The 25,153-nt window shown below is 62.8% G+C and carries 21 protein-coding genes and 2 pseudogenes; 17 read left to right on the top strand and 6 right to left on the bottom strand.

Annotation, left to right across the window (positions count from 1 at the left end; genetic code table 11):
- Nucleotides 1-142: 142 nt before the first annotated feature.
- The 7 genes from X760_RS61930 (at nucleotide 143) to X760_RS78070 (ending at nucleotide 7,758) form a co-directional block, all read left to right on the top strand.
- Complete coding sequence (locus X760_RS61930; RefSeq protein ID WP_023720672.1) at nucleotides 143-1,414, top strand: ABC transporter substrate-binding protein; 1,272 nt, start codon at nucleotides 143-145, stop codon at nucleotides 1,412-1,414.
- A gap of 70 nt (nucleotides 1,415-1,484) precedes the next feature.
- Entirely contained in the window at nucleotides 1,485-2,369 is an 885-nt protein-coding gene (locus tag X760_RS61925; protein ID WP_023720671.1) for a sugar ABC transporter permease, read from the top strand.
- Nucleotides 2,369-3,220: a carbohydrate ABC transporter permease gene (locus tag X760_RS61920; RefSeq protein WP_023720670.1), complete on the top strand. Its 852-nt coding sequence runs from the start codon at nucleotides 2,369-2,371 to the stop codon at nucleotides 3,218-3,220. The genes X760_RS61925 and X760_RS61920 overlap by 1 nt, the downstream gene beginning before the upstream one ends.
- A gap of 61 nt (nucleotides 3,221-3,281) precedes the next feature.
- Complete coding sequence (locus X760_RS61915; protein ID WP_023720669.1) at nucleotides 3,282-4,421, top strand: ABC transporter ATP-binding protein; 1,140 nt, start codon at nucleotides 3,282-3,284, stop codon at nucleotides 4,419-4,421.
- Between the two features lie 18 nt (nucleotides 4,422-4,439).
- Nucleotides 4,440-6,581, top strand: a complete 2,142-nt coding sequence (locus X760_RS61910; RefSeq protein WP_023720668.1) for a beta-galactosidase — start codon at nucleotides 4,440-4,442, stop codon at nucleotides 6,579-6,581.
- Between the two features lie 291 nt (nucleotides 6,582-6,872).
- Nucleotides 6,873-7,478 (top strand): phosphotransferase family protein, encoded by a 606-nt coding sequence (locus tag X760_RS61905; protein WP_023720667.1) that lies wholly within the window; start codon nucleotides 6,873-6,875, stop codon nucleotides 7,476-7,478.
- A complete protein-coding gene (locus tag X760_RS78070; RefSeq protein WP_023720666.1) occupies nucleotides 7,456-7,758 on the top strand; it encodes a hypothetical protein in 303 nt (100 codons plus the stop codon). Before X760_RS61905 ends, X760_RS78070 begins: the two co-directional genes overlap by 23 nt.
- Before the next feature lie 44 nt (nucleotides 7,759-7,802).
- On the opposite strand, the gene ftsZ is transcribed toward X760_RS78070, so the two are convergent.
- Nucleotides 7,803-8,810: a cell division protein FtsZ gene (ftsZ, locus tag X760_RS61900; RefSeq protein ID WP_023720665.1), complete on the bottom strand. Its 1,008-nt coding sequence runs from the start codon at nucleotides 8,808-8,810 to the stop codon at nucleotides 7,803-7,805.
- Nucleotides 8,811-9,020: 210 nt separating this feature from the next.
- Nucleotides 9,021-10,139 (bottom strand): NAD(P)/FAD-dependent oxidoreductase, encoded by a 1,119-nt coding sequence (locus tag X760_RS61895; RefSeq protein ID WP_023720664.1) that lies wholly within the window; start codon nucleotides 10,137-10,139, stop codon nucleotides 9,021-9,023.
- Between the two features lie 167 nt (nucleotides 10,140-10,306).
- On the opposite strand from X760_RS61895, the pseudogene X760_RS61890 reads away from it, so the two are divergent.
- Nucleotides 10,307-11,681, top strand: a pseudogene (locus X760_RS61890) (aspartate aminotransferase family protein).
- Nucleotides 11,682-11,686: 5 nt separating this feature from the next.
- On the opposite strand, the gene X760_RS61885 reads toward X760_RS61890, so the two are convergent.
- From X760_RS61885 to X760_RS61870, 4 genes and pseudogenes are all read right to left on the bottom strand, one after another.
- Nucleotides 11,687-12,787, bottom strand: a complete 1,101-nt coding sequence (locus X760_RS61885) for an alcohol dehydrogenase family protein (RefSeq protein ID WP_023720661.1) — start codon at nucleotides 12,785-12,787, stop codon at nucleotides 11,687-11,689.
- Between the two features lie 32 nt (nucleotides 12,788-12,819).
- Nucleotides 12,820-14,199 carry an aspartate aminotransferase family protein gene (locus X760_RS61880; protein ID WP_023720660.1) on the bottom strand — a complete coding sequence of 460 codons (1,380 nt, stop codon included), beginning with the start codon at nucleotides 14,197-14,199 and terminating at the stop codon, nucleotides 12,820-12,822.
- A 35-nt stretch (nucleotides 14,200-14,234) separates the two neighbouring features.
- On the bottom strand, nucleotides 14,235-15,728 hold the full coding sequence (locus X760_RS61875; RefSeq protein WP_031194481.1) for an NAD-dependent succinate-semialdehyde dehydrogenase: 1,494 nt from the start codon (nucleotides 15,726-15,728) through the stop codon (nucleotides 14,235-14,237).
- Nucleotides 15,729-15,855: 127 nt separating this feature from the next.
- Nucleotides 15,856-16,354: pseudogene (locus tag X760_RS61870) on the bottom strand (Lrp/AsnC family transcriptional regulator).
- A gap of 82 nt (nucleotides 16,355-16,436) precedes the next feature.
- Here X760_RS61870 and X760_RS61865 point away from each other — a divergent pair.
- The 9 genes from X760_RS61865 (at nucleotide 16,437) to doeA (ending at nucleotide 25,149) form a co-directional block, all read left to right on the top strand.
- On the top strand, nucleotides 16,437-17,822 hold the full coding sequence (locus X760_RS61865) for a PLP-dependent aminotransferase family protein (protein WP_023720657.1): 1,386 nt from the start codon (nucleotides 16,437-16,439) through the stop codon (nucleotides 17,820-17,822).
- A 122-nt stretch (nucleotides 17,823-17,944) separates the two neighbouring features.
- Nucleotides 17,945-18,730 (top strand): ectoine/hydroxyectoine ABC transporter ATP-binding protein EhuA, encoded by a 786-nt coding sequence (gene ehuA / locus X760_RS61860; protein WP_023720656.1) that lies wholly within the window; start codon nucleotides 17,945-17,947, stop codon nucleotides 18,728-18,730.
- Nucleotides 18,731-18,795: 65 nt separating this feature from the next.
- A complete protein-coding gene (ehuB, locus tag X760_RS61855) occupies nucleotides 18,796-19,647 on the top strand; it encodes an ectoine/hydroxyectoine ABC transporter substrate-binding protein EhuB (RefSeq protein WP_023720655.1) in 852 nt (283 codons plus the stop codon).
- 187 nt (nucleotides 19,648-19,834) lie between these two features.
- The gene (ehuC, locus tag X760_RS61850; RefSeq protein WP_023720654.1) at nucleotides 19,835-20,494 is read left to right on the top strand and encodes an ectoine/hydroxyectoine ABC transporter permease subunit EhuC; all 660 of its coding nucleotides are present in this window, start codon (nucleotides 19,835-19,837) and stop codon (nucleotides 20,492-20,494) included.
- 16 nt (nucleotides 20,495-20,510) lie between these two features.
- On the top strand, nucleotides 20,511-21,170 hold the full coding sequence (gene ehuD, locus X760_RS61845; RefSeq protein WP_023720653.1) for an ectoine/hydroxyectoine ABC transporter permease subunit EhuD: 660 nt from the start codon (nucleotides 20,511-20,513) through the stop codon (nucleotides 21,168-21,170).
- Nucleotides 21,167-21,940, top strand: coding sequence for an ectoine utilization protein EutA (gene eutA / locus X760_RS61840; protein WP_023720652.1), 774 nt, complete (start codon nucleotides 21,167-21,169; stop codon nucleotides 21,938-21,940). The genes ehuD and eutA overlap by 4 nt, the downstream gene beginning before the upstream one ends.
- A 10-nt stretch (nucleotides 21,941-21,950) precedes the next feature.
- Nucleotides 21,951-22,943, top strand: a complete 993-nt coding sequence (eutB, locus tag X760_RS61835; RefSeq protein WP_023720651.1) for a hydroxyectoine utilization dehydratase EutB — start codon at nucleotides 21,951-21,953, stop codon at nucleotides 22,941-22,943.
- The gene (locus X760_RS61830) at nucleotides 22,940-23,932 is read left to right on the top strand and encodes a cyclodeaminase (RefSeq protein ID WP_031194480.1); all 993 of its coding nucleotides are present in this window, start codon (nucleotides 22,940-22,942) and stop codon (nucleotides 23,930-23,932) included. Before eutB ends, X760_RS61830 begins: the two co-directional genes overlap by 4 nt.
- Before the next feature lie 38 nt (nucleotides 23,933-23,970).
- Nucleotides 23,971-25,149, top strand: coding sequence for an ectoine hydrolase DoeA (gene doeA, locus X760_RS61825; protein WP_031194479.1), 1,179 nt, complete (start codon nucleotides 23,971-23,973; stop codon nucleotides 25,147-25,149).
- Nucleotides 25,150-25,153 lie beyond the last annotated feature (4 nt).

Genomic DNA, 25,153 nt, shown 5'->3' with positions numbered 1-25,153 from the left:
GCAGCCACCGCGCTCTGAAGGAGCGGGCAAGCATGTTGTCTTGCCCGGGAGATGCGTTGTCGGGTTCGCACAGCGCCGGGTGAGGGGGACGACCGCGTCGGCCGCGATGCCGGGCAGAATTAACAACAAGGGAGGAGTGACAATGACGTTCAAGTGGATCGAAAAGCCGTCGACGCGGCGCAATTTCCTTAAGGGAGCCGGTGGCGTTTCCGCCGCGGTGCTCACGGGCTTTCCAATGCCGGCACTCAGCCAGTCGAGCGAAGTCACCATCATTTCAGATGAAAACAATGCCGATGCCCTGCAGATTTTGCGGCGCATCGCGGCCGATTTCGAGAAGCAGTCAGGCACCAAAGTTGTGATCAACAACATGGATCACGAGGCCCACAAGACCGCGATCCGCAACTACCTTGTGGCCGGCGCGCCGGATGTCTGCTTCTGGTTCTCCGGAAACCGCATGCGTGCCTTCGTCAACCGCGGCCTGTTCGACGACATTTCGGATCTGTTCGAGAAGGAAAAATACAAGGACGTGCTGGGTGCTACGACCGGTGCCGTCACGGTCGACGGCAAGCAGTATGGACTGCCGACCGGCGGCACGATGTGGGGCATGTTCTATCGCAAGGACGTCTTTGCCGAGCACGGACTTACGGTACCGGCGACCTGGGACGAATTCCTCGCTTACGGCCAGAAATCCAAGGCCGCCGGCCTAATCCCCGTCAGCATCGGCACCAAGGAACTCTGGCCGGCGGCCGGATGGTTCGATCAGATGAACCTGCGCATCAATGGTCTCGACAAGCACTTCGCCTTGATGAACGGCAAGATGGCCTATACCGACCCGGCGCTGAAGCCTGTTTTCGACCACTGGGAGGAGCTGATCAGGCAGGGTTTCTTCACGCCGGATCAAACCTCGTTCGGCTGGCAGGAGGCCGGCGCCTTCCTCGCCCAGAAGAAGGCCGGCATGATGAACCTCGGTGCCTTCGTGAAGGCTACTTTCCCTGAGCAGGATCTCGAGCAGCTGACATTCGCGCCTTTCCCGAAGATTGACGCCGCCCTCGACCGCTACGAAGAATTCTCGGTCAATTCGGTACACATCCCGGCCAACGCCAAGAACAAGGCGGGTGCCCGCGAGTTCCTCGCCTTCTTTTACCAGCCGGAAAATTTCGGCCCCTATCTGGAACCTGGCGGCAACGTTCCGCCGCGCAACGACCTTCCAGCCAGCAAGGACCCGCTGGTCAACGCGGCTGTGGAAAGCCTCAAGACGGTGGCCGGCACGTCGCAATATTACGACCGCGACACCGATCCCGACATGGCCCAGGCGGGTCTGGTCGGTTTCCAGGAATTCATGGCCAAGCCGGAGCGCCGGGATGCCATTCTTCAGCGACTCGAGGGAACCCGTCGCCGGATCTTCAAGATCTAGCGCCTCCCAGCCGAGGGGAGCGGGGTCTTGCCCGCTCCCCGATGCGTTCCGGTGAATGAGGTCTCCCAAAATGACGAAGCTTTGGCGCCGCCATCGCTGGTGGCTGACACCGACACTTCTGATCCTGCCCGCTGCTGTGCTGTTTTCCGTCGTCATTCTGGCCTCTGCGGTCGAGAGCCTATGGATCAGCCTGCACGAATGGGACGGCTTCAGCCCGATGGTCTGGATCGGCCTTGGCAACTACCGCGAATTGTTCGCCGACCCGCAGTTCTATGTTTCGCTGAAGAACAATCTGATCTGGCTGGTGATGTTCATGCTGGCGCCGCCGCTCGGCCTCGCCATCGCGCTGCTCGTCAGCCAGAAAATCCGCGGCATGCGCCTGCTCAAGTCGCTGTTCTTCATTCCGCTGGTGCTGGCTTCGGTTGCCGTCGGCGTTGTCTTCACCTGGGTCTATACGCCGGAATTCGGACTTCTCGCCCTGATCTTCCGCACCTTCGGCGCGACCGCCCCGGCAGTGCTGTCGGATGAAAACTTCGTCACCTTCGCCGTCGTGATCGCAGCGTTGTGGCCGCAGATCGCCTTCTGCATGGTGCTCTATCTCGCCGGCCTCAACAATCTCAGCGAGGACCTGATCGGCGCCGGGCGGGTCGACGGCGCCAGGGGCTGGAACATGCTGCGCCACATCGTGTTGCCGCAGCTGACACAGGTCACCTTTATCGCCATCGCTGTCACCGTCGTCGGCGCACTGCGTTCCTTCGACATGGTCTCGGTGATGACCAGCGGCGGCCCCTTCGGTTCGTCCGAGGTGCTTGCCTATCAGATGTTCGAGCAGTCCATCTTTTCCTACCGCTTCGGCTATGGCGCGGCCATTGCCTCGGTGCTGTTCGTGATCATGGCGGTCTTCATCGCCTGGTACCTGACGCGGATGATCCGCGCCGATGAAAGGGGCGGCTGATGTTTCCCCGCCCGATTCCCGAAACTGCTATTTGGCAGCGTCGCCTCTATGTCGTGCTGGTGGTCGGCATCCTGATTGTCTGGCTGGCGCCGCTCTTTGCCATCATTCTTACCTCGTTCCGCTCTACGCAGGATGTCATGGGCGGCAATCTGTGGGGCTGGCCGACCCAATTCGGCCTGGTCGACAACTACACGGCAGTCTTCACCCAGACGCCGATGGCCCGCTACTTCCTCAACAGCCTGACGATCACCATCCCCTCGGTGATCGGCGTTCTCATCTTGAGCACGCTCGCCGGGTTCGTGCTCGCCCGTTACCGATTTCGCGGCAACATGCTCGTCTTCGCCCTGTTCGTCGGCGGAAACTTCCTGCCGCACCAGATCATGATGATCCCGGTCCGCGATCTCATGGTGCGGCTCAACCTCTACGACACGATGTCGGCCCTGATCATCTTCCACATCGCCTTCCAGACCGGGTTTGCAACACTGTTCATGCGCAACTTCATCGCCGCCTTGCCGGGAGAGCTGTTTCAGGCAGCCAGGGCCGAGGGCGCGACACCGTTTCAGACATTGGTACACGTCGTCGTCCCACTGGTACGGCCGGCTCTCGCGGCGCTTGCCATCCTGCTCTTCACCTTCATCTGGAACGATTATTTCTGGGCGGTCGTGCTCACCATCAGCGATACCGTAAAACCGGTCACCGCCGGCCTTGCCAATCTGCGCGGCGAATGGATCTCGGCCTGGAACTTGATCTCGGCTGGAACCATCGTCGTGGCTTTGCCACCAGTCGCCATGTTCTTCCTTATGCAGAAGCACTTCATCACCGGCCTCACAATGGGAGCGGTCAAGGGATGAACGACCATGGCTTCAAGGCGTCGCCCATCCGATTCGAAACCGATTTTGCAAGCAGGGCTCCATGACCAGTCTTGAACTCCGGCAGATACAAAAGAATTATGGCACCTATCATGCACTGCGCGGCATTGATCTCAGCGTCGAACAGGGCGAGTTCATTGTCACCGTCGGGCCGTCCGGTTGTGGCAAGTCAACGCTGTTGAAGATCATTGCCGGGCTTGAAACCGTTTCGACCGGTGAAATTCTCATCAACAACCGTGATGTCACCACCACCGAGCCGGGTGAGCGCGGCATTGCCATGGTTTTTCAGTCTTATGCGCTTTACCCGCATATGACCGTCGCCGAGAACATGGGTTTCGGCCTGCGCATGGCGCATCGCCCCAAGGCCGAGATCGATGCCGCCGTGCTGCGAGCCGCCAAGATCCTTCGCATTACCGACCAGCTCGACAAGCGGCCGAAACAGCTTTCCGGCGGCCAGCGTCAGCGTGTGGCGATTGGCCGTGCCATAACCCGCTCGCCCGACGTGTTCCTGTTCGACGAACCGCTATCCAACCTTGACGCAGCGCTGCGCACGCAGATGCGCGTCGAGCTTTCCGATCTGCACGCCAGGCTCGGCGCCACCATGGTCTATGTCACGCACGACCAGACCGAGGCGATGACAATGGCGAGCCGTATCGTCGTGCTCAATCGCGGCTCGGTCGAGCAGGTGGGCGCTCCGCTCGAACTCTACCGCAATCCGGCCAATCTCTTCGTCGCGGGCTTCCTCGGCGCACCCCGAATGAATTTTTTCGAAGTGACCGTCGCCGCTGTCTCCGGCGGCGCCGCCACGCTGTCGACCGCCGGTCTTTCTCCTTTGGCTGTCGAACTGACGGAAGCGGCATCCGTACAGGTCGGCGATAGGGTGACAATGGGGATTCGGCCGGAGAGCATCAGCCTGGCCGCGGAAGGGACAGCGAGTTTTGCAGGACGGGTGCGGCTGGTCGAGCATCTCGGCCGCGAGACCATCCTCTATGCCGACGCCGGCCCGCTGCAATGCGTCAGTTCTGAAAGCGGCAGCGGCAACGTCACCGTCCAGATCGGCCATGCGAGCGCTGTCTCTGCCGACGCGACCGTCGGCTTAAAGGTCGAGCCGCGTGACGTCTATCTCTTTTCCTCTGTCGATGAGCGGACCATCAGTGCCCGTAAACCCACCATCACCGACTGACCTGCAGGAGTATCCTTCGTGAACAAGACTTCAAACGGCCGCGCCCTGTCGGTCTGGCGGACGATCCAGACCGACCGCTTTCTGGTCGGCGCGCCGCATTACCCCGAGCATGTGGACGAGAGTTACTGGGACAATGACGCCAGGCGCATGGCCGAGGCCGGCTTCAACGTCGCCCGCCTCGGCGAATTCGCCTGGCACATTTTCGAACCGCGTGAAGGCACCTTCGATTTCGACCTGTTCGACCGGGCAATCGAGGGCCTCGCGCGTCGCGGCGTCAACACGATCCTGTGCACGCCGACCGCCACCCCGCCGCGCTGGCTGACCGCAAAGCATCCGGAAATCCTGCGGCTTGATGGAAATGGCCGGTCGATGGGCCACGGCTCGCGCCAGTATGCCGACACCAGCAGCCCGGTGTTTCGCGACTATAGCCGCAAGATTACCAGGGCGATGGCGGACCACTACCGCGACAATGCAAATGTCATAGGCTGGCAGACCGACAACGAACTCAACACCAGCATGCCGGAATCCTATTCGCCGTCGGCATTGAAGGAATTCCAGGCTTATCTCCAGGAAACCTACAAGACGATAGACAGGCTGAACTTCGCCTGGGGTGGCGATTTCTGGGCGACGGCTTACGGCGATTTCAGGGAAATTGTCTTCCCGCTGGATTTTTCCCCGTCCTTTCCCGGTCCCGGTCACCTCCAGGACTACCACCGTTTTCTCGCGTTTTCGACAGCACGGTTCCAGCACGACCAGGTCGAGATCCTGAGAGCCACGAATGCCGGTTGGTTCATCTTCCACAATCTCGGCGGATTGCGCGATATCGATTTTCGAGGCCAGTTCTCCACCGATCTCGACTTTGTCGGCTACGATATCTACCCGTTCCTCTATGACGAGTTCTTTCGCCTCGGCAACCACGCCAAGATCCAGGCACTGCATCTCGACATCTGCAGGGGATTTTCCGGCAACTACATAGTGCCGGAACAACAGTCGGGTTTTGGCGCCCAGCCGGGCTTCTGCACGCTGACGCCGGAGCCGGGCGAAATGCGACGCATGGCGATGTCGTCGGTTGCGCGTGGCGCCGATGGCATCATGTTCTTCCGCTGGCGTCCCGCGCATTTCGGCGCCGAGATATACTGGATGGGCATCATCGATCACGATGATGTCGCTCGCCGCCGCTATGACGAAGCGAGGCAGTTCGCCACCGAGATGATGGCGCTTAAAGACAAGATCCTAGGCACCCATGTGCGGATGGATGTCGGCATCGCCGGCTCGGACTTCGACAATCAGGAAGCCCACAAAACCTTCCCGATCGGCTTGCCAAGCCCGCAGGACGACGCAACCTTGCTGCATCAGTATTGCTATGACCGCGGCATCGCCTGCGGCTTCATCCACCCGGAAGACGATCTGTCGAAGCTCAAGGTGTTCTACGTGCCGCATTGGGTGATCTGGAAGGACAGCTGGACCGAGCGGCTGCAAGTCTTTGCCGAAAATGGCGGTACCGTCATCGTTGGCGCGCGCACGGGAACCCGCGACGAAAACAACCACGTCATCCGCGAGACAGCGCCGGGCCGGTCGCTGTCGAAGCTGACCGGTGTTCGCGTCGAGGATTTCGGGCGGCTGGCGGCACCTGGGGCCAATGGCCTGTTCAACACCATGTCGCGCTCCGGCGGGCTCGTCATTCCCCCTGACAGACCGGCCGAATCCAGCCGCCGCATCCGTCGTTATACCTTCGGCAACCACGAGTTCGATGCCGGTTATTTCTATGAGAACCTCGCAGTCGAACCGGAAGTCGAAATTATCGGGGTTTGGTCGAACCGCTACGCGGTGGGAGCGCCTGCAATCACTTCCCGCGCCGTCGGCAAGGGCCGTGTGCTCTATGTCGGCACCTACCTGACTCCGGAACTGACGGCTCAGCTCGCAACCCGCACTTTCGCCGACGCGAACGTGGAGCCTCTGGTTCCGGATCTGCCGGACGGCGTCGAGGTGACGATGCGCGAGAATGATGAACGCCAGCTTCTGTTCATGCAAAACATCAAGGACACGCCGGTTGCGGTAAGCGGCGTTCCCGCCGGCAGCAACCTGCTCGACGGCAAAAGGCCTGTCTCCGGAGTGCTGACCCTGGACGGCTATGGCTGTGCTATCATCGAATTGATCTGATGCGATACGATATGCCGCCAGCAGGTTCAAGATAGAAGAAGAGGGAGGTCAGTTTCCAGTCCACAGAATATCGAAAATGGTGAGAGCGTTGATTTTTTGGTAATGTTCTACTGGGAGATTTGGTAGACTGTTGACAGAGGAGGAGAAATTCTGTGGACGAGATGCCGAAAACTACTCGGAATTTGCGTTTCTCCCTGGCGCTTGGAATCGTGTCCTGGCTGTTGCTCGGTTCGTCCGTTCCGGCCGCGGCTGCCAGAGGATTTTCTGAGAGCGCATTTTGGCGATGGCCAGATGTCGCTTGAGCGGATCGTCGGCGGCCAATCCAACCCGACCTATTTCGTCGACTACGGCGGCCGCCGCATGGTGCTGCGCAAGAAACCTCCGGGACCGATCCTGCGCGGCGCTCATGCCGTCGATCGCGAATACAGGGTGATCGAAGCGCTAGCGGCGACAGAGGTGCCGGTGCCGCGGCCGGTGCTCTTTCACGACGGCGACGAGCCGCTCGGCACGCCATTCTACCTGATGCAGCGGCTCGACGGCCGGGTGTTCCACGATGGCTCGTTGCCGGGACTGGCGCCGGACGAGCGGCGCGGCATCTATTTTGGCATGGCCGAGGCGCTGGCAAAACTGCACGCAGTCCGGCCGGAAGAGGTCGGGCTCGGCGATTATGGCCGTCCCGGGAACTATTTTGAACGACAGATCGCGCGCTGGACCAGACAGTTGCGGGAATCGCCGAGCGAGCGCATCACCGCGCTCGAAGCCGTCGCCGAATGGCTGCCGCGACATCTTCCGCCAGATGACGGCCACGTCTCGATCGCGCATGGCGACTTTATCGACCCTTGGCCATCCGCTTGCCGATCTCGGCTTCTGCTCGATGCCCTGGCATTCCTCGCCTGACGAATATGGCGGCATCCTCGGCCTCGATCAGGCAGCGCTCGGCATTCCGACACAGCGCGAATTCCTCGATCATTACTTTGCCTACGCAGTGCTGACGGCGCCGCTGCAGCACTTCCATCTGGTGTTTGCCATGTTCCGCTTTGCCGTGATTTTCGTCGGCATCGCCGACCGCGTGATGGCCGGCAGCGCGGTTGCGGCCGATGCGGCCGACGTGTCGCCGCTGGCCGGCCGTTTTGCTGCACGCGCCATGGAAGTCATCGATGGCACGCGGCCCTGGTGAGGAGAGGCTGGCAATCAGCTGAGCGAGCCGCACGCGATACGCGTTCAGTTCATTCGAACTTCCGGTTCCGCCAGCAGTGGAATCTCCAGGCCACGCCGCAAGCCGGTCGCGACGACCGACACCCTGAATTTTCCGGCGAGTGCCTTGTCGAAGATGGCGCCGACGATGATGTCGGCATCGTTGTCGACCTCCTCGCGGATGCGGGTAGCCGCTTCATCGACCTCGAACAGCGTCATGTCCATGCCGCCCGATATCGAGACAAGGACGCCCTTGGCGCCCATCATCGAAGCTTCGTCGAGCAGCGGGTTGGCGATTGCCGCTTCCGCCGCCTTCTTGGCACGGCCTTCTCCGGCGGCCTCGCCGGTTCCCATCATGGCGCGACCCATGTCGCGCATCACCGACTTCACATCGGCGAAGTCGAGATTGATCAGCCCTTCCTTGACGATCAGATCGGTGATGCAGCCGACACCTGCATAGAGAACCCGGTCGGCCATGGCGAATGCGTCGGCGAACGTGGTTCTGGCGTCGGCGATCCTGAACAGGTTCTGGTTGGGGATGACGATGACGGTATCGGCGCTTTCGCGCAGGCGCTCGATGCCGTCATCGGCAGCGTGCATGCGGCGCCTGCCTTCGAAGACGAATGGCTTGGTGACGACGGCGACGGTCAGTATTCCAGCTGCCCGCGCTGCCTGCGCTATAACAGGCGCGGCACCTGTTCCGGTTCCACCTCCCATGCCGGCGGTCACGAAGCACATATGCGTTCCAGCAAGGTGATCCATGATCTCGTCGATGGATTCCACGGCCGCGGCACGGCCGACCTCGGGCAGGGACCCGGCGCCCAGACCTTCGGTGATATGAGCGCCCAACTGGATCAGCCTCGTTGCCTTCGACATGGCAAGGGCCTGGGCATCGGTGTTGGCGACGATGAATTCCGCGCCCTGCAGGCCTTCGGCGATCATGTTGTTGACGGCGTTGCCGCCGCCGCCGCCGACCCCGACGACGGTGATCTTAGGCCTCATCTCCGAGATTACCGGCCTCGTCGCGGTGTTCATTGCCGTTCTCCCTGGATACGCCGAGTGGTCGCTGGAAGCTTGTCCCGGGCGCACTGCGAAAACTTTGAACCGGGCAGTGCGAATCAGAACAGCCCAGAATGCAGGGAATCAGAGCGCGGAGCGGGCTGCAAGTGCGCGATGTGCCTCTTAGGCGACTTGCGCCTGAAAGTTCACGCAATGCGCCTCAGATCGTGGCGCGGGCGCCGCACGCTACAACTTCGGCGCGAGGCGCTGCGCGACATGATCGGCAATCGCCAGGCAGGAGGTCAGGCCGGGGCTTTCGATGCCGAACAGGTTGAGCAGGCTGTCCACGCCATGCACCGCCACGTCCTGGATGACGAAGTCGGCATTGGCCTCACCGGGACCGGACAGTTTTGGCCGGATGCCGCTATAGGCGGGCTGCAGGCTGCCATCGGCCAGGTTCGGCCAGTATTTGCGGATCTCGCTGTAGAAGCGCTCGCCACGAGCTGGATCGACGCGATAGTCGAGTTGATCAGTCCATTCGACGTCCGGCCCGAAGCGGGTGACGCCGTCGAGATCGAGCGTCAGATGAACACCGAGTCCGCCTGGTTCGGGTACTGGATAGATCAGCCGCGAGAAGGGCGCCCGGCCGGCCACCGAAAAATAATTGCCTTTGGCGTAATGGAGCTTTGGCACGAACTGCTGATCTAGCCCTTCAAGCGAGCGGGCAAGCGCTGCGGCGCTAAGCCCGGCCGCATTGACGAAGCGTGTGGTAGCGGTCTCGAAGCGCTCGCCGCCGGTAGCGTCCACCGTGTCGAGCACGACGCGGCCCGCTTCGATGCGGCCGGCGGCGACGCGGGTGTTGAGGCTGAGTGCCGCCCCGTGCTCCTCGGCATCAGCCAGCAAGGCAAGCATCAGGGCATGGCTGTCGACGATCCCGGTGGCCGGCGACAGCAGCGCCGCCGTGCACTTGAGGCTGGGTTCCAGCGCATGTGCCTCGGCTTCGCTCAAGGGCGCCAGGTCGCCGGCGCCGCAAGCGCGCGCATTGGCCCGGATCGAGGCGAGCACCGGCTCCTGTTCGGCATTTGTGGCGACGATGAGCTTGCCGCAGCGCAAATGCGGGATCGCACACTCGTCGCAGTAGCGATAGAGCTTTTCCCGGCCCGCCACGCAGAACCGGGCTTTCAGCGATCCAAGTGGATAGTGGAGGCCGGCGTGGATGACCTCGGAATTGCGCGCACTTGTTCCGGTGCCGATGGCGCTCTCGGCTTCCAGCACCAGCGTGTCGATGCCGCGCTTCGCCATCTCTCGCGCGATCGCCAGGCCAACGACGCCGGCGCCGGCGACAATGCAGTCGATTTGGTCCACGATCAGGTCAAGCCGAAGTTCTGCATGCGTCCATCCATCCGCTGGCCCTGTCGAAAGCGCTTGACACTATATCGTTCGAGAAAGATGCATCAAACCGCATAATGCACGGGGACCTGCCGAGCCGGACCGGCGGCGGAACTGTTTCTGCGTGCAGCACAGGAGCCGTCATGGACGCACGACCGAATTCGCCCGAAGCCCGCGACATAAGCTATCACATGCATGGCTACACCAACGCCCGCAAGCATCAGGAGGCAGGGCCGCTCGTCATCGAGAAGGGCGACGGCATCTATGTCGAGGACCTCGCCGGCAACCGCTATATCGAGGCGATGGCCGGGCTTTGGAGCGTCGCGGTCGGTTTTTCGGAGAGGCGGCTGGTCGATGCGGCGGTACGGCAAATGTCGAAGCTGCCTTACTATCACGACTTCGGCTCCAAATCGCATTCGCCGCTGATCGATCTCGCCGAGAGACTGGTGCAGATGGCGCCGGTGCCGATGAGCAAGGCGTATCACCAATTCCGGCTCCGAGGCCAACGATACGGCCATGAAGATGATCTGGTACCGGTCGAATGCGCTCGGCCAGCCGGCGCGCAAGAAGATCATCAGCCGCAAGAAGGGCTATCACGGCGTCACCATTGCCTCGGCGAGCCTGACCGGACTGCCCAACAACCACATCTCGTTCGATCTGCCGATCGCCAATGTGCTGCATACCTCGACACCGCACTATTGGCGCGAGGCGCTGCCGGGTGAAAACGAAGAGCAGTTTTCGAGCCGGCTCGCCGACGAGCTGGAAAAGCTGATCCTGGCCGAAGGACCGGAAACCATCGCCGCCTTCTTCGGCGAACCGATCATGGGTGCTGGCGGCGTCATTGTTCCGCCTTCCGGCTACTGGGAAAAGATCCAGGCGGTGCTGTCGAGATACGACATCCTGCTGGTCGCCGACGAGGTGATCTGCGGCTTCGGCAGGACAGGTGAGATGTTCGGCTCGCAGACCTTCGGCATCAGGCCCGACATCATGGTGCTGTCGAAGCAGATCTGTTCGTCCTATCTGCCGATCTCGGCCTTGCTGATCAACGACAAGGTGTTCCAGCCGATTGCCGACGAAAGCAATCGTATCGGCACCTTCGGCCACGGCTTCACCGGCGGCGGCCATCCTGTTGCGGCAGCGGTCGCGCTCGAGAACCTGAAGCTGATCGAGGAGCGCGACCTTGTCGGCAATGCGCGTGCGGTCGGCGCGCATATGCAGAAGCGGCTGCGCACGCTCGCTTCGCACCCGCTTGTCGGCGAGGTGCGCGGCATCGGCCTGATCGCGGCGGTCGAACTGGTCGGCGACAAGGCGAACAAGGCGCCGTGGGGGAAGACCGGTGAACTGGGCGGGCTCGTCAACGGCTTCATGCAGCAGAACGGCGTCATCTCGCGCAATATGGGCGATGCGCTGGCTTTCTGCCCGCCGCTGATCATCACCGAGCCGCAGGTCGACCAGGTGATCGACGCGTTTGAAAGATCGCTCGAGGCTGCCGTCAAGCAGGTCCGATCGCCAAGCTGATCGCGCTATTTAGCGATGCCGACCGCATCCGGCACGACGACCAGCTTGCCAACGAAATCCTTGGCGATGAAATCGGCTTGGGCGCGATGGAAATCAGACAGCTTGTAGACGCCGCCGACCAGCGGCCGGATCTTCTTCTCCTCGATGTAGCGCACGATGCGGCGGAAATCCGCCCGTGTGCCCTGGCTCGAGCCATGCAGTTGCAGCTGTTTCAGATACATGGTGCGCAGATCTAGCTGCACGACGGGGCCGGCAATTGCACCAGCCGTGGTGTAGCGGCCTTCCGGCCTCAAGATGCGCAGGAGGTCGTTGAAGATCGCGCCGCCGACCAGATCGGCGACGACGTCGATCGGCTGGCCCCCGGTCGCCGCGCTGACGGCGGCCGGCAGATCGGCAACGCCACGTGTGATCACCGCCTCGGCGCCGATGTCACGCACGGCCTGTTCCTTGCCCTTGCCGGCAATTGCATAGGGAATGGCGCCGCGCGCCCGCGCCAGCTGCACGATGCCGGAGCCCACGCCGCCCGAGGCGCCGGTGACCAGCACACGCTCGCCGGCTTTCAACGCGGCGCGTTCCAGCATCTGCTCGCCGGTGAGATAGGCGCAGCAGAAAGTGGCGAGCTCGACATCGCTAAGATCGGTGTCGACGACATGGGCGTTCTCGGCAGGCACTGTCTGGTATTCGGCATAGCCGCCGTCGCGGCCATGGCCCATATAGTCGATGTCGGCCAATGAATCGTCGTCGCGATTGTAGATGGAGAAATCGACCATCACCCGCTCGCCGATGCGAGCCGGCGACACGCCGTCGCCGACGGCAACGATGTTGCCGACCGTGTCGGTGCCCTGGATGCGCGGGAAGGTCAGCGTATTGCCCTGTCGACGCCAGGTCGACACAGCGGCGGCATCCTCCTCAGTGCCATACGCGCCCTGTCGCACCCAGACATCGGTGTTGTTCATACCGCAAGCGGTGACCTTGACCAGCACCTCACCCGGGGCGGGCGAGGGTACTTTGACGTCGGTGCGGTAGACGAGCTTTTCCGGTCCGCCGTGCCCGATCAACTGCACGGCGGCCATGGTGGCGGGGATGGTCTTGGTCATGGCATTCATGTCGGTTCTTCAGATGTTGGCATGTCGGTTCTTCAGATGTTGGCAAACACGCTCTTCACCGCATCGGCCGTCTTGGAGACGACGATGTCGGCCTCTTCCCGCGTCAGGCAGAGCGGCGGCGCAAAACCGAGAATGTCGCCCTGCGGCATGGCGCGGCCAATGACGCCGCTTGCCGCAAGCGCGGTCGCGATCTGCGGACCGATCTTCTGCGAGGCATCGAAGAACACGCGATCGTTCTTGTCGGCGACGAACTCGATTGCCGCCAGCATGCCGTCGCCGCGCACGTCGCCGACGTTTTTGTGGCCACCGACGGCTTTCGTCAGCTCGGCGCGGAAATAGGCGCCAGTCTCGCCGGCGTTCCTGACCAGATCCATCTCGTCGATCAGTTCCAAATTGGCGACGCCGGCGGCCACGCAGATCGGATGCGCCGAATAGGTCCAGCCATGGCCGAGCGAGCCGAGCTTGTCGGAACCCTGCACCAGCACCTGCCAGACTTTGTCTGAGACGATGACGCCGGAGAGCGGCGCATAGGCTGAGGTCAGGCCCTTGGCGATGGTGATCAGGTCGGGCTTGATGCCGTAATGGTCGGAGCCGAACATGGTGCCCAGCCTGCCAAAGCCGGTGACGACCTCGTCGGCAACCAGCAGCACGTCGTACTTCTTCAGCACCGTCTGGATCTTCTCCCAGTAGCCGGCCGGCGGCGGCACGATGCCGCCGGTGCCGAGGATCGGCTCGCCGATGAAGGCGGCGACCGTTTCCGGCCCTTCGGCCAGGATCATCTCCTCGAGCTTGTCGGCGCAGTATTGCGAAAACTGCTCCTCGCTCAGCGAGCGGTCGGCGCGGCGGAAATAGTAGGGCGCCTCGGTGTGCAGGACCGGCGCACGCGGCAGGTCGAAGGCGTTGTGGAAAAGGTCGAGGCCGGTCAGCGATCCGGTCATGATGCCGGAGCCGTGATAACCGCGCCAGCGCGAGATGATCTTCTTCTTCTCCGGCCGGCCGAGCACGTTGTTGTAATACCAGATCAGCTTGATGTTGGTTTCGTTGGCGTCGGAACCGGAGAGGCCGAAATAGACCCTCGACATGCCTTGCGGCGCGCGGTCGATGATCATCTTGGAAAGCGTGATCGAAGCCTCGGTGCCGTGGCCGACATAGGCATGGTAATAGGCGAGGTTCTTGGCCTGCGCGGCGATGGCGTCGGCGATCTTCTGGCGGCCATAGCCGACATTGACGCAATAGAGCCCAGCGAAGGCGTCGATGCTCTTCTTACCGGTATTGTCCCAGATGGTGACGCCTTCGCCACCGGCAATCACACGCGTCGGGCTCTCGCCACGCGCATGGGTGCCCATATGGGTCGAGGGATGGAAGAAGTGATCGCGATCCCAGGCGGCGAGTTCGTTTGACTGGTCGAGCATTTTTTTACTCCTGAGAAAAATGTGTCGGGCGCGGCTCACGCAACGTCGAGGCAGAGATATTTGAGATCGGTAAAGGCTTCGAGCCCGTGACGCGAGCCCTCGCGGCCGATGCCGGACTGCTTGACGCCGCCGAACGGGACCGGCGCGCCGGTGATCTTGACCCGGTTGATGGCGACCATGCCATAGTCGAGCGCGCGACCCATGCGCAATTGCCTGCCGCCATTCTCAGTCACGACATAGGCAACCAGGCCGTATTCGGTGGCGTTGGCGCGGGCGATGACCTCGTCCTCGCTGTCGAAAGGCGTCACTGCCGCAACCGGACCGAAGGTCTCCTCGCGCATGATCAAAGCGTCGTCTCCAACGTCGGCAAGCAGGGTCGGCTGGTAAAACAGCGGCCCGGCCGGATGGCGCTTGCCGCCGGTCAGGCAGCGCGCGCCTTTGGCCAGCGCATCGGCGACCTGCTCCTCGACCTTCTTGACGGCGCGTTCATGCATCAAGGGTCCGATTTCGGTGTCGTCAGCCAGGCCATTGCCGGCCCGCAATGCCTGGACGCGTTTGGCGAAAGCAGCGCAGAACCGATCGTATAGCGGACGCTGGACATAGATGCGGTTGGCGGCGAGGCAGTCCTGGCCGGAGGTGGCGAATTTGGCGTCGACCGCGATGGCCACAGCCTTGTCGAGATCGGCGTCGGCGAAGACGATCAGCGGCGCATGACCGCCGAGTTCCATTACCAGACGCTTCATCGTCGGCGCACTCTGCGCGGCGATCAACCTGCCGACCTCGGTCGAGCCGGTGAAGCTCATGGCGCGAACGCGCGGGTCTTCGCACATCCGCCCAACGATGGTCGAAGCCTTGCCGGTGAGGACGTTGAACACGCCAGCCGGCAGGCCGGCACGTTCGCCAAGCTCGGCCAGCGCCAGTGCGGACAGCGGCGTTTCCGAGGAAGGGTGCGCGGCGATGGTACAGCCGGCGGCAAGAGCGGCAGCCGCCTTGCGGGTCAGCATGGCCGCTGGAAAATTCCACGGCGTGACCACGCCGACGACGCCGAGCGGCTCGCGCCGCACCATCATCTCCGCGCCCGGCAGATGACTGGTGACGCTTTCGGCGTTGAGGCGTTTGGTCTCCTCGGCATACCATTCGACAAAAGAGGCGGCGTAGTCTATCTCGCCGAGCGATTCCTTCAGCGGCTTGCCTTGTTCTAGCGTCATCAGCAGCGCCAGATCATTTTTGGCGGCGACGATCAGATCGAACCATTTGCGCAAGATTTTCGAACGTTCCTGCGGCAGCAATGCGCGCCAGGCGGGAAAGGCGCGCGATGCCGCATCGATCGCCGACGTCGTCTGCCGGGCATCGAGCGCGGCAACGAAAGCGACGGTGGATCCGGTGGCCGGATCGGTCACCTCGAAACTCTCCGCGGTCTCGCTTGCCGTCCAGTGGCCATCGACATAGGCGAGTTCACGCAGCAGCCGTCGGTCGGCGAGGCGATCAAGCGCTTCATGGCGCTGCGAGCGGGCAAAATGTGCGGACATCATCGGGCTCCCGGTTCGGGTGACGCCGCAAGACTATCTCTGCCGCGCAAACAGAGAGGCTGTTTCGGTGCCTGCACGTAGAGAGATTGTCTCTATTGCATCGCCCGGGCAGACGATCTCTCCTGTATCAGGAAAATGCGGGCAGCAGATCGGCCACTGGCAGCACACTCTCCTCCTTCACCGTCTTGGTGACGATGTAGGTGAAATAGCGGTCTATGCCGATCTCGCGTTCGAGCAGAGTGTCAACCAGCCGCTGATAGGCGTCGATNGTCGATGTCGCGCGCCATCACCTTCAGCAGGTAATCGACGCCGCCACCGACAGACCAGCAGGCGACGATCTCGGGGATGTCGCGGATGACGCGCTCGAAACGGTCGAAATCGGCCTGGCGGTGGCTGGCCAGCGTCACCTCCATCAGCACGGTGGCGACCGGCGCGATGGCACGCATGGCGATCCTGGCGTGATAGCCGGAGACGATGCCGGCCTTTTCCAGCTTGCGCAGCCGCATCCAGCACGGCGTCGGCGACAGGCCGACCTTCTCGGCCAGCGCCAGCTTGGTGATGCGGCCGTCGCGCTGGATGGCCTCGAGGATTTTCAGGTCGATCGGATCGAGTTTCGCTGCAGCCATGATCGTCCACTTCCAGTGCCGGACACCATGACGGCGCATTATTTCGATTGTCAATTGCACTGATTTCGATCTCTAATAAGTCATGACATTTTGGCGTCCAGATCCCGCTCTTATCCGGCGGCCGGCCTACCAATCGCTCGCCGACCAGTTCGCGCGGGCCATCCATGACGGGCGCCTGGCCAATGGCGCTCGGTTGCCGACACACCGGCAGCTGGCCGACGATCTCAAACTTTCCGTGCAGACGGTCAGCCGCGCCTATGAGGAACTGATCCGCCGCGGGCTGGTGTCCGGCGAGGTCGGCCGCGGCAGCTTCGTGCAGACGCAGCGCCGCGAGCCGGAGCCGCCCTATTTGCCGGAGCGGCTGGGTGAGGTCATCGACCTCTCTATCCTGAAGCCGGTCTGCGAACCGATGCATCTGGAGCGGCTGAAGCAGGCGCTGGGCTGGCTCGCCGAAAACCTGCCGTCGAGCTCGGCGCTGTCGTTCAGGCCGAACATGGTGTTCCCGCGCCACCGCGCGGTGGGTGTCGAGTGGCTACGCTTCTGCGGCCTCGACGCGTCGCCGCAGAACATCAGCCTGACCAACGGCGCCACCGCAGGGATGACAGTGGCGCTGATGAGCGTGGCGCCGCCCGGTTCGACCGTCGCCACCGAGGCGATCGGCCATCACACACTGATCCCGCTGGCGCGTTATCTCGGTTTCAACCTCGAGGGTTTGCCGATCGACGACAATGGGCTGATCCCGGAAGCGCTGGACGAGGCCTGCCGGCTGTCGGACATCCGCGCGGTGTTCGTGCAGCCCTCGGTGATCAACCCTACGGCGACGCTGATGGACGCCGCCCGGCGCGAACAGATTGCCGCCGTTGCGCGCAGGCATGACATCGCCATTATCGAAAACGACGTCCTCGGCCCGCTGGTCGAGGACCGGCCGCCGCCGGTCGCGGCGTTTGCACCCGAGCGCACGCTCTACGTCACCTCCTTCACCAAGATCGTGGTGCCGGGCCTGCGCATCGGCTATCTCGCGGCACCCGATCGTTATGTCGCCGCGGTTGCCAACCGCCACCTCGTCTCGAACTGGATGGCGACGCCGCTGGTGGCCGAGATCGCCACCAAATGGGTGACCGACGGCACCGCGATGGAACTCGTTCGATGGCAGCGGATGGCTTTGCGGCGGCGTCTGGACATCGCCGCCGAGGCGCTCGCCGGAGTGGACTATCGGGCTCATCGCGACGGGCTGCATGTCTGGCTGCAACTGCCCGATGATCGCGGCGAGGAAGGCTTTGTTTCCCAGGCCCGCCTGCAGGGCGTGGCGATCGCGCCCGGCACGTCGTTTCGCATTTCGCAGATGCCTTGGCATCCAGCCGTGCGGATTTCGCTGGGCTCGACCACGGAGGGGGAACTGCGTGCCGGTCTCGGCGTTGTCACCAAGCTTCTGCTCGGCGATCCCGAGCATCTCCTGCTTGCGATCTAGGCAACAATTGGCGGGGAATTGTGCGGAGTCCGAAATATTGTCATGATATTATTTTCTTGATTGACATGATTTGCCGCGATCCGCATCGTTAAAGGCACAGCTTCTCCAGCACGGGAAATTCATTGTCGGCGCCCATCATCAAGATCGACGGCATTTCGAAAAGCTTCGGCACCTTCAAGGTGCTGGATGGCCTCTCGATGCAAGTCATGCCCGGCGAGAAGCTGGCGCTGATCGGCCCGTCGGGTTCGGGCAAGACGACGATCCTGCGCATCCTGATGACGCTCGAGCGCATTGACAGCGGCCACATCCAGGTCGACGGCGAGCAGTTGTACCATATGGAGCGCAACGGCCGGCTGCTGACGGCGGATGAACGGCATTTGGCAAAGATGCGCCAGAAGATCGGCATGGTCTTCCAACTGTTCAATCTGTTTCCGCACAAATGCGTCATCGACAATGTGACGCTGGCACCGATGCTGACCAAAGCCATGCCGCGGGCCGCCGCCGAAAAGCGGGCGATGGAGCTGCTCGACATGGTCGGCATGGTCGACAAGGCCAAAGCGATGCCGGCGCAGCTTTCCGGCGGCCAGAAGCAGCGCGTCGCGATTGCCCGGGCGCTGGCGCTGTCGCCGAAGATCATGCTGTTCGACGAGGTCACCTCGGCGCTCGACCCGGAACTCGTCGACGAGGTGCTCAACGTCATGCGCAAGCTCGCCGCCGAGACCGATATGACCATGCTGCTGGTCACCCACGAGATGGGTTTCGCCCATGACTTCGCCGACCGGGTGCTGTTCTTCGATCGCGGCAGAATAGTCGAGGAAGGCAAGCCCGACGAGATTTTCCGCCATCCCAAACAGGAGCGCACGCAAGGTTTCCTGAAGAAGATCATTGCGGCCGGACATCGGGTCTGACTGCCATGCGAGGCGGCGTCGCCTCAAGCAAGCCAAGAAGACAGACAAACAAGGAGTTGGGAACAATGAAGAAATTTGCCATTTTGGCCGGCGTCGCCGGTATTGCGCTGACGGCGGTGCTGGCCGCCTCGACGGCCGGCTCGGCCGATGACAGCAAGCTCGAAGAGCTCAAGGCGCAAGGCTTTGCCCGCGTCGCCATCGCCAACGAGCCGCCCTATACGGCGGTCGCTGCCGACGGCAAGGTTTCGGGTGCGGCGCCTGACGTTGCCCGGGAAATCTTCAAACGCCTTGGCGTCAACGATATCGTCGCCTCGATCTCGGAATATGGCGCCATGATCCCTGGCCTGCAGGCCGGCCGTTTCGACGTCGTCACCGCCGGCCTGTTCATGAAGCCGGAACGTTGTGCTGCGGTCGTGTATTCGGAGCCGGTGCTGTGCGACGCCGAGGCGATGCTGGTGAAGAAGGGCAATCCGAAGGGCTTCAAGAGCTACGAGGATGTCGCCAAGGACACGAGCGCGACGATCGGCGCGCCGGGTGGCGGCACTGAGGAAAAGCTGGCGCTCACCGCAGGTGTGCCGCGCGAGCGCGTCATTGTCGTGCCGGACGGCCAGAGCGGCGTGAAGATGCTGCAGGACGGCCGCATCGATGCCTATTCGCTGCCCGTGCTGTCAATCAACGACCTGGTCAAGAAAGCCAATGATCCGAACCTCGAAGTCATCGCGCCGGTGGTCGGTGCGCCGGTCTATTGCGATGGCGCGGCCTTCAAGAAGGGCGACGAAGCTTTACGTGATGCTTATGATGTCGAGCTGGCGAAGCTGAAGAAGTCCGGCGAGTTCGCCAAGATCATCGAACCCTACGGCTTCTCGGCGGCGGCGGCGATGTCGACGACGCGCGACAAGCTCTGCTCGGCGAAGTAGGCGCGTTTTCCTTCTCCCAGTTCACGGGAAGAAGGTGGCCCGAAGGGCCGGATGAGGGGCGACGCCAGCTTTTGACAGATTGGGCTCTGCCCCTCATCTGCCTGCCGGCATCTTCTCCCCGTGAACGGGGAGAAGGACGCTGAAGTGATCGCCTCGCCAAATATTCAATGCGGAGCCCTTTCGACCAATGACCCAATGGTCCGGCTATTTCGGCCTGATTTTGCAAGGAGCGCTTGTCACCATCGAGCTGACGCTGATGGGGTCGGTGCTGGCCTTGATCATGGCCTTTCTTGCCGGGCTGGGGCGGCTGTCGCGGTTTTTTGTGCTACGCGCGCTGGCCACCGCCTATATCGAGTTCTTCCGCGGCACCTCGATCTTCGTGCAGCTGTTCTGGGCCTATTTCGTGCTGCCTTTCGCCGGCATCTCGCTGACGCCGCTGCAGGCCGGCGTGCTGGCGCTGGGCCTGAATGTCGGGGCCTATGCGGCGGAAGTGGTGCGCGGCGCCATCAAGTCGATCGGCCGCGAACAATACGAGGCCTGCACCGCGCTCAATCTCGGCCGCTGGCAAGCCATGCGCCATATCATCCTGCCACAGGCACTGCTGGTGATGCTGCCGACCTTCGGCAACAACGCCATTGAATTGCTCAAGGCCACCGCCGTCGTCTCGCTGATCTCGCTTGCCGACCTGACCTTCCAGGCGCAGGTGGTGCGCTCGCAGACCGGCAACACGCTGGTGCCGTTCAGCACCATTCTCGTCATCTATTTCGTGCTGGCGCTACTCATCTCATGGGGCGTGCGGTCGCTGGAACGCCGCATGGCGCGCGGCCTCGACGGGGTGCGCGTCTGATGGATCGGGCTCTGTAATGGAATGGGATTGGGATTTTGTCCGGCAGATCCTGCCGACGCTGATCCAGGGGGTGAAGATCACCATCCTGGCGACGCTGCTCGGCTCGGTGCTGGCGGCCATCGTTGGGCTGGGCATCGCGTTGGCGCGCCGTTCGCCGAACAGGGCTCTGTCGCGCACGATCGGCTTCCTTGCCGAGTTCATCCGCGGCACGCCGCTATTGGTGCAGCTCTATTTCATCTTCTACGTGCTGCCGGATTTCGGCGTCCTGTTGCCGCCGCTGGTGGCGGGCGTCATCGGTCTCGGGCTGCATTACGGCACCTACACAGCCGAGGTCTACCGCGCCGGCATCGATAATGTGCCGCGCGGCCAATGGGAAGCGGCCAAGGCCTGCAATCTGAACGCCACGCAGACCTGGACGCACATCATCATGCCGCAGGCGATCCCGCCGATGATCCCGGCGCTTGCCAATTATTTCATCGCCATGTTCAAAGAGACGCCGCTGCTGTCGGCGATCACCGTGCTGGAACTGATGAACCAGGCCAAGAGCGTCGCCAATACCTATTATCGGTATATCGAACCGATCACCTTGGTCGGCGCCTTCTTCCTCGCCATCAGCCTGTTCTCGGTGGTGCTGCTGCGCTGGCTGGAACACCGTTATGGGCGGATCGAACGATGAGCGCTGCACCCGATATCCGCCTGCGCTCGGCCCGTCCAGCGCTCGATGCACGTCCGCTGGAAAAGCGGGTCGGCCTGATTATCCTTGCCACCGACCATACGAGCGAACCGGATTTTCACCGCATGGTGGCAAGCGATCGTATCGGCGTCTATGTCGCGCGTATTCCCTACGCCAACCCGACGACGCCGGAGAATTTGCGCAAGATGCAGCCGTCACTGACGGCGGGCGCGGCCCTGATCCTTCCTGACGAGCCGCTCGACGCGATCTGCTATTCCTGCACCTCGGCCTCCGTCGTGATCGGCGATGCCGAAATCGAGGCGGCGGTGAAGGCCGCGAAACCCGGCGCGCCGGTGGTGACGCCGCCGATGGCGGCGGTGCGCGGCCTGAAGGCGCTGGGCGCCAGGACAATCAGCATTCTCACTCCCTATACGGTGGAGACCAGCCGGCCGATGGCGGCCTATTTCGCGGCGCACGGTTTCGAGATCGCCAGCTTCACTTGTCTCGGCTTCGAGGATGATCGCGAGATGGCGCGCATTGTGCCGAAATCCTTGGTCGATCTGGCTCGCGAGGCGACGGCCGAACACTCGGACGCGCTGTTCGTCTCCTGCACGGCGCTGCGGTCGGCGCTGGCAGTTGTCGGTATGGAAGAAGCCATCGGCCGTCCCGTCGTCACCAGCAACCAGGCGACAGCCTGGAATTGCCTGCGGCTCTGCGGAGATGAGATGTCGCGCCCTGAATTCGGCCGTCTGATGACGCTGCCGCTGAACTGATTGCAGAGCCATGACCGCTTCCAAGGTGAGCCTCTCCGATATCCGCGCCGCACGCGAGCGCATCGCAGGCAAGGTCGAGCGCACGCCGACCGTCACTTCCCCGAGTCTTTCCCAACACTTGGACGCTCCTGTTTATCTCAAGCTCGAACATCGGCAGACCACCGGCGCCTTCAAGTTGCGCGGTGCCTCAAACGCTATCGCCTCGTTGACAGAAGAGGAGAGCGCGCGCGGCGTCGTCGCGGCCTCGACCGGCAACCATGGCCGGGCGCTTGCCTATGCCGCTCGACTGCAAGGCATCCACGCGACGATCTGCATGTCGCGGCTGGTGCCTGAGAACAAGCTCGAGGAAATCCGTCGGCTCGGCGCCGAGATCCGCATCGTCGGCAACAGCCAGGACGATGCGCAGCGGGAGGTCGAACGGCTGGTCGCGGAAGAGGGGCTGATCATGCTGCCGCCTTTCGATCATCCTGCGGTCGTTGCCGGGCAAGGAACACTTGGGCTGGAGATCATGGAACAAGTTGCGGACGCCGCGCTGGTGTTGGTGCCGCTTTCCGGCGGTGGGCTGGCGGCTGGCGTTGCCGCTGCCGTCAAGGGCGTCAGCCCGGCAACGAGGGTCATCGGCGTTTCGATGGCGCGCGGTGCGGCGATGAAGGCAAGCCTCGACGCCGGGCATCCGGTGTCGGTCGAGGAACTGCCGACGCTGGCCGACTCGCTCGGCGGCGGCATTGGGCTCGACAACCGGCTGACCTTCGCCATGTGCCGTGATCTGCTCGATGATGTGATCCTGCTCAGCGAGGACGAGATCGCCGCCGGCATCCGCCATGCTTATGAGCAGGAGCGCGAGATCGTCGAAGGCGCCGGCGCGGTCGGCATTGCGGCTGTGCTTGCCGGCAAGGTCGGGGCGAACGGCCCGACGGTGCTCGTGCTGTCCGGCCGCAACATCGACATGACACTGCACCGCAAGATCATTTGCGGCGAAGCAATTGCGGAGAGCGCAGCATGAGCCGAATGACGATCCTCACCGAAGCTGAATTGCGCAAGATCGTGAAGCTTGATCTCGATGCCGTTGCCTGTGTCGAGAACGCGTTTCGCGCGCTCGCTACCTTGCCGGTGGCGATGCCGCCGATCCTGCGGCTCGACATTCCCGAGCATCGCGGCGAGGTCGATGTCAAGACCGCCTATGTGCCGGGCATCGACGGTTTTGCGATCAAGATCAGCCCCGGCTTTTTCGATAATCCGAAGCTCGGCCTGCCTAGCGTCAACGGCATGATGGTGCTGCTGTCGGCGAAGACCGGGCTGGTCGAGGCGCTGCTGCTCGACAATGGCTATCTCACCGACATCCGCACGGCGGCGGCCGGCGCGGTCGCCGCCAAACATCTGTCGCGTCCGGACTCCTCCGTTGCCGCAATCTTCGGCGCCGGTGTTCAGGCCGGACTGCAGCTCGAGGCGCTGATGCTGGTGCGGTCGATCACCGAGGCTCGGATCTGGGCAAGGGATGCCGCCAAGGCCGAAGCCGCGGCGGACGCATTGTCCGAAAGACTGGGCATCGCCGTTCACGCCGAGCCGGACGCGGCAAAGGCTGCGGCCGATGCCGACATCATCGTCACCACGACGCCGTCGACCGAGCCGCTGATCAAGGCCGGCTTCGTCTCCGCCGGCCAGCACATCACCGCGATGGGCTCGGACGCGGAGCACAAGAACGAGATCGCGCCGGCGATCCTGCGCATGGCCGACCTCTACATCGCCGACAGTGCGAAACAGACGCGGCGCCTGGGCGAACTGCACCATGCCATCGTGGCGGGCGTGATGGCGGCCGATGCCGAGATCACCGAGCTTGGCCACATCATCGCCGGCGAAAGGCATGGCCGGCGTTCGGACAGCGACATCACCATTGCCGATCTGACCGGCACCGGCGTGCAGGACACGGCGATCGCCACGCTCGCCCGCGACCGTGCGCGTGCAGCCAAGACCGGTACGATTTTCGAAAGCTGATACCGGCCGCAAGGCCCAACAAACGAGGACCAAGAACAATGCAGCCTAATTTGAAATTCTCGCGCGGCGAATATGCGGAGCGCCTCGCCAAGACGCGGAAGGCGATGGAGGCCAAGGGCGTCGATCTGCTTGTTGTCAGCGATCCGTCCAACATGGCCTGGCTGACCGGCTATGACGGCTGGTCGTTCTACGTACACCAGGCGGTCGTCGTGCCACCGTCGGGCGAGCCGGTGTGGTACGGGCGCGGCCAGGACGCCAACGGCGCCAAGCGCACCGCCTATCTCGCGCACGACAACATCGTCGGCTATGCCGACAACTATGTGCAGTCGACCGAGCGCCATCCGATGGATTTTCTGTCCAGCGTGCTCGCCGATCGTGGCTGGGGCAAGCTCAGCATCGGTGTCGAGATGGACAATTACTGGTTCTCTGCCGCTGCCTTCGCATCGCTGCAGAAGCACTTGCCCAATGCCCGCTTCGTCGATGCCACGGCACTGGTCAACTGGCAGCGCGCGGTGAAGAGCCCGACCGAAATCGACTACATGCGCAAAGCCGCCCGCATCGTCGAAGCGATGCACCAGCGCATCGTCGACAAGATCGAAGTCGGCATGCGCAAATGCGACCTGGTCGCCGAGATCTATGATGCCGGCACGCGCGGCGTCGACGGCATTGGCGGCGACTATCCGGCGATCGTGCCGCTGCTGCCGTCAGGCGCCGACGCATCGGCACCGCATCTAACTTGGGACGACAGGCCGATGAAATCGGGCGAGGGCACTTTCTTCGAGATCGCCGGCTGCTACAACCGCTACCATTGTCCGCTGTCGCGCACCGTTTTCCTCGGCAAACCGACGCAGGAATTCCTCGATGCCGAAAAGGCGACGCTGGAAGGCATGGAGGCCGGGCTTGCCGCCGCCAAGCCCGGCAACACCTGCGAGGACATCGCCAACGCCTTCTTCGCGGTTCTGAAGAAATACGGCATCGTTAAGGACAACCGCACCGGCTATCCGATCGGGCTTTCCTATCCGCCGGACTGGGGCGAACGCACGATGAGCCTGCGCCCAGGCGACCGCACCGAGCTCAAGCCCGGCATGACCTTCCATTTCATGACCGGCCTGTGGCTGGAGACGATGGGCTTGGAAATCACCGAATCCATCCTGATTACCGAAACCGGGGTCGCGTGCCTGGCCAATGTGCCGCGCAAGCTGGTGGTGAAGAATTGAGCCC

Origin of the sequence: Mesorhizobium sp. LSHC420B00 (assembly GCF_000503055.1) — a bacterium.
Taxonomy (GTDB): Bacteria; Pseudomonadota; Alphaproteobacteria; order Rhizobiales; family Rhizobiaceae; genus Mesorhizobium.
Note: the sequence above shows the minus strand (reverse complement) of the source record. Positions and strands in the feature narration are given on the sequence as shown.

Bases quoted from the DNA above. Each gene is read 5' to 3' on its own strand.
- X760_RS61930 (WP_023720672.1), top strand. From the start codon at position 143: ATGACGTTCAAGTGGATCGAAAAGCCGTCGACGCGGCGCAATTTCCTT.
- X760_RS61925 (WP_023720671.1), top strand. From the start codon at position 1,485: ATGACGAAGCTTTGGCGCCGCCATCGCTGGTGGCTGACACCGACACTT.
- X760_RS61920 (WP_023720670.1), top strand. From the start codon at position 2,369: ATGTTTCCCCGCCCGATTCCCGAAACTGCTATTTGGCAGCGTCGCCTC.
- X760_RS61915 (WP_023720669.1), top strand. From the start codon at position 3,282: ATGACCAGTCTTGAACTCCGGCAGATACAAAAGAATTATGGCACCTAT.
- X760_RS61905 (WP_023720667.1), top strand. From the start codon at position 6,873: ATGTCGCTTGAGCGGATCGTCGGCGGCCAATCCAACCCGACCTATTTC.
- X760_RS78070 (WP_023720666.1), top strand. From the start codon at position 7,456: ATGCCCTGGCATTCCTCGCCTGACGAATATGGCGGCATCCTCGGCCTC.
- ftsZ (WP_023720665.1), bottom strand. From the start codon at position 8,810: ATGAACACCGCGACGAGGCCGGTAATCTCGGAGATGAGGCCTAAGATC.
- X760_RS61885 (WP_023720661.1), bottom strand. From the start codon at position 12,787: ATGAATGCCATGACCAAGACCATCCCCGCCACCATGGCCGCCGTGCAG.
- X760_RS61880 (WP_023720660.1), bottom strand. From the start codon at position 14,199: ATGCTCGACCAGTCAAACGAACTCGCCGCCTGGGATCGCGATCACTTC.
- X760_RS61875 (WP_031194481.1), bottom strand. From the start codon at position 15,728: ATGTCCGCACATTTTGCCCGCTCGCAGCGCCATGAAGCGCTTGATCGC.
- X760_RS61865 (WP_023720657.1), top strand. From the start codon at position 16,437: ATGACATTTTGGCGTCCAGATCCCGCTCTTATCCGGCGGCCGGCCTAC.
- ehuB (WP_023720655.1), top strand. From the start codon at position 18,796: ATGAAGAAATTTGCCATTTTGGCCGGCGTCGCCGGTATTGCGCTGACG.
- ehuC (WP_023720654.1), top strand. From the start codon at position 19,835: ATGACCCAATGGTCCGGCTATTTCGGCCTGATTTTGCAAGGAGCGCTT.
- ehuD (WP_023720653.1), top strand. From the start codon at position 20,511: ATGGAATGGGATTGGGATTTTGTCCGGCAGATCCTGCCGACGCTGATC.
- eutA (WP_023720652.1), top strand. From the start codon at position 21,167: ATGAGCGCTGCACCCGATATCCGCCTGCGCTCGGCCCGTCCAGCGCTC.
- eutB (WP_023720651.1), top strand. From the start codon at position 21,951: ATGACCGCTTCCAAGGTGAGCCTCTCCGATATCCGCGCCGCACGCGAG.
- X760_RS61830 (WP_031194480.1), top strand. From the start codon at position 22,940: ATGAGCCGAATGACGATCCTCACCGAAGCTGAATTGCGCAAGATCGTG.
- doeA (WP_031194479.1), top strand. From the start codon at position 23,971: ATGCAGCCTAATTTGAAATTCTCGCGCGGCGAATATGCGGAGCGCCTC.